3 protein-coding genes and 1 pseudogene are annotated in these 3710 nt (G+C 68.9%); 2 read left to right on the top strand and 2 right to left on the bottom strand.

All coding sequences use genetic code 11. The annotated features are described in order from the left end of the window. Positions 1–1426: thiamine pyrophosphate-dependent enzyme (locus VFR64_01015; protein ID HET9488322.1), on the top strand; the 1426-nt coding region annotated here is incomplete at its 5' end. Here the strand turns inward: VFR64_01015 and VFR64_01010 are convergent. Both VFR64_01010 and VFR64_01005 read right to left on the bottom strand, forming a co-directional pair. Further along, positions 1427–2425 (bottom strand): LLM class flavin-dependent oxidoreductase, encoded by a 999-nt coding sequence (locus tag VFR64_01010; protein HET9488321.1) that lies wholly within the window; start codon positions 2423–2425, stop codon positions 1427–1429. It abuts the gene before it with no gap. After that, positions 2422–3357: a hypothetical protein gene (locus VFR64_01005; protein HET9488320.1), complete on the bottom strand. Its 936-nt coding sequence runs from the start codon at positions 3355–3357 to the stop codon at positions 2422–2424. The genes VFR64_01010 and VFR64_01005 overlap by 4 nt, the downstream gene beginning before the upstream one ends. Before the next feature lie 151 nt (positions 3358–3508). Between VFR64_01005 and VFR64_01000 the strand changes: the two are divergent. Next, positions 3509–3710 (top strand): annotated as a pseudogene (locus tag VFR64_01000) (class I tRNA ligase family protein).

Below are 3710 nucleotides of genomic sequence, written 5' to 3'. Positions count from 1 at the left end.
CGTGGCGGCCAGCCGCATGGGCTCGCGCGTGCTGGTGATCTACGGCGACGCCGCCGTCGGGGGCGGCGCCGTCAACGGCATCGGCCCCGACTACAAGGGCTTCAACGCGCAGGCCGTCCTGGGGGCCGCGGGACTCACCTGCTTCACGGCCGCCAGCGCGGCGACCGCGCGCCAGACCCTGGCCGACGCGGTGGCCGCCGCCAGTCATGGAGCGCTGGCGGCGCTGCTCCTGCCCACCAACGTCCAGATGGCGAACGTGGAGGTCTGGGGGCCGGCCCCGGCGCGGCTCATCCCGGCCGGCGAGCCGGCGGCCGCGCGCCAGCAGTCCATCGACTCCGCCGCGACGCTCCTGAGCAAGAGCCGGCGTCCCGTCATCGTGGCTGGCCTCGGCGCGCATCGAGCGGGGGCGAAGGAGGCGTTGCAGGCCTTGGCGGAGAAGATCGGCGCCCTGCTGATGACCTCGGCCCGCGGCAAGGACATGTTCCACGGCCATCCGTACAACCTGGGCATTCTGGGGTCGTTCTCCCACACGATGGGGCGGCGCATGATGGACCAGGCCGATTGCGTGCTGGTGTTCGGCGCCGGGCTCAACTTCCTCACCATGAGCTTCGGGGCCTCCGTGCCTGCGGTCCCCATCATCCAGGTCGACACCGTGCGCGCCCACATCGGGCGGTGGACCACGGCGGACGTGGCGGTGGTGGGCGACGCCCGGCGGGTGGCCGAGCAGTTGCTGGCCGCGCTGCCCGGGCGGCGCAGCTCCGAGAAGCCCTTTCACACCGCCGAGAGCCTGGCCACCATCGCCGGCTTCGACGTCACCCGGGACTTCGAGGCGGCGCACACCCCCCGCACCGTGGATCCCCGGGCGCTGGGCGTCGAGCTCGACGGGCTGCTGCCCCGGGAGCGCAATGTCGTCTACGACGCGGGGAACTTCCTCGGCATCCTGCCCTACCTCACCGTGCCCACGCCCGACCATCTGAAGATGACGAGCGAGTTCGCGTCCATCGGGCTCGGCTTCGGCACGGCGCTGGGGGTGGCGAAGGGGCGCCCGCGTGTCCCCACCGTGCTGGTGATCGGGGACGGCGGCTTCCTCATGACGATGAGCGAGCTGGAGACGGTGAGCCGGGAAGACATCCCGCTGATCATCGTGCTGATGAACGACTGCGCGTACGGGGCCGAGCTGCACTTCCTGGCCCTGCGCAAGCTCCCCGTCGGCAAGTCGGTGTTTCCGGACGTGGAGTTCGCGGCGGTGGCGGAGGCGTTCGGGTTTCAGGCGTACACGATCCGCAGCCTGGACGACCTGCGCGCGCTCGGACCGGTGCTGGGCAAGCCGGACGGCCCCATCCTTCTGGACTGCAAGGTCAACGCGGACATCGCCGCGCCCTTCATGGGCGAGTTCGCCGAATTCGAAGCGCGACAGCACGGTTGATCAAGAGGGCCGGCCACTCGGCGACTCGGTCATCGTCGCCGCGGCGATCTCGTAGGACCGCAGGCGGGCCGACTGATCGTAGATGTGCGACACGACCATCAGCTCGTCGGCCTGCGTGCGCTCCACGAACTCGCGCATCTCCGCGGCCACGGTGCCCGGCGCGCCGACGAACGAGACGCGCGACCGCCGAAGCGGATCGCCGGCATCGCGCAGGTCGCGCTCCCACTCCTTCGACGGCGGCGGCAGCTGGATCGGCCGACCGGAGCGCAGGCTGGCGAACGACTGGCGCCCCGACGAGGCCAGGAATCGCGCCTCGTCGTCGGTGTCCGCCGCCACCACGTTCACCCCCAGCATCACGTATGGGGCGGCCAGCTGGGCCGATGGCCGGAAGCGCTCCCGATAGATGCCGATCGCGTCGAAGAGCATCGCGGGCGCGAAGTGTGAGGCGAACGCGAACGGCAGGCCCAGCGCCGCGGCCACCTCGGCGCCGAACGTGCTGGACCCGAGAATCCAAATGGGCACCCGCAGGCCGGCGCCGGGCACCGCGTGCACGGCCTGCCCCGGTCGCGGGTCGGCCAGGAACTCCATCACCTCGAGCACGTCGTTGGGGAAGTTGTTGGGATCGACGTGCAGTGTGCGCCGCAAGGCGAACGCAGCGGCCTGGTCCGTGCCCGGGGCGCGCCCCAGGCCGAGATCGATGCGCCCGGGGAACAGCGCCTCCAGCGTGCCAAACTGCTCGGCCACCTGCAGCGGCGCGTGGTTCGGCAGCATGATGCCCCCGGCGCCGATCCGGATGCGCGAGGTGCCCGCCCCCACGTGGCCGATGAGCACGGAGGTGGCCGCGCTGCCGATCCCGGGCATGTTGTGATGCTCGGCCAGCCAGAACCGCCGGTAGCCCAGCTGCTCCGCGTGCTGCGCCAGCTGCAGCGAGTGCCGGAAGGCCTCTGCCGGCGTGCCGCCCTGAAGGATGGGAGCGAGATCGAGAACTGACAGTGTCAATCAGCGGCCCCGAGGTTCGGAGTCGGCTCCAGCGGCAGCCCGGGATGACCGGTCAGCCGCCGCCCCTGCTCCCACATATCGAGCGCCTGCTTCTTCATCGCCGGCAGCACCGAGGCGATCTTCTCGACGTCGAGATCCGCCGCCACCCCTGGATAGCCGGCGCGCTCGATCATCGCCGGCAGCTTGCCCTTCTCGAACTGCTCCAGCGTCCAGGCGAGCGGATCCTCGACCAGGGTGCGATCCCAGTAGATGCGATGGTTCTTGTTGCGCGGGCCGTAGTGGTAGTGCGCACCGTTCCAGAAGTGATCAAAAGCCAGGAGCTCGGTTTCCTCCGTGTACTTCTTGCCCGGCGTCCCGCCGATATCGGCTAGGACATGGATCGCGAGACCGCCATCGCCCATCGCCAGCCGCCTCATTTCGAGCCCAAATCGGATGTTGCCAGCCTCGAAGATATGGGTGCCGCGGTTGTGCTTGACGGTGTTGCGCTTCGTCGCACGTAGTTCGCGGGCACAGGCTTCGACATCCGGGAGGACCGCCGTCACCGCCGCCATGTCGACCAGCTCGGCAATCTGCGAATAGCCCGCGCGCCCCAGCATTCTCGGCAGCTTCGTCCCCAAGGTGCGGATCGTCCAGCCGATCGGGTTGCCGTCGACGGTCGAGTCCATCCGGTAGAGATTCGTCGTGGCCGCGCCCCCGAGCATCGCTGGCCCTTCAGCACGCAAGTCCGCATTTTCCGGGCCGTAGACGTAACTTCTCTCGAAGTCGAAGCAGTTGAACCGCAGCAGCGCTGTCTCCTTGCCGGCGACGTCCGCCATCACCAGGATGGCGACGCCCTGATCCGGATGATCCTGGATGTTGCCGTCCCACAATTCGTGGCGGACGGCGAAGGTCAACGGACCGGCGCTGAACCTCCCCTTCTTCGCCTCTTCCATCGACGGACCCTGCCTTCCACGGGTTTGCAAGAGTTTAGAGGCCGAAGTCAAGAATTGGAAGGCGCGCTGAACTAGGCGGCTCCGCCGCAACGAGGTACAACAAGACATGGCCTGCGACCATCTCGAGATCGAGGCCCGCGGGGGGACAAGCCTGGGCGAGGACAACGAGCGGATGTCGAAGTCGCGGGGCAACGTCGTGAGTCCCGACGACATCGTGCGGGAGTACGGCGCCGACGCGCTCCGGCTCTACGAGATGTTCATGGGGCCGCTCGAGGCCGTGAAGCCCTGGCAGACCTCGCAGATCCAGGGCGTAAGTGGCTTTGGGCCGCTTTGGCTCTCGTTGGGAGCAACTT

The sequence above is a fragment of the Candidatus Methylomirabilota bacterium genome (assembly GCA_035709005.1).
Lineage (GTDB): Bacteria > Methylomirabilota > Methylomirabilia > Rokubacteriales > CSP1-6 > 40CM-4-69-5.
The sequence above is the reverse complement of the archived record's forward strand: the minus strand, read 5'-3'. Positions and strand labels throughout refer to the sequence as shown.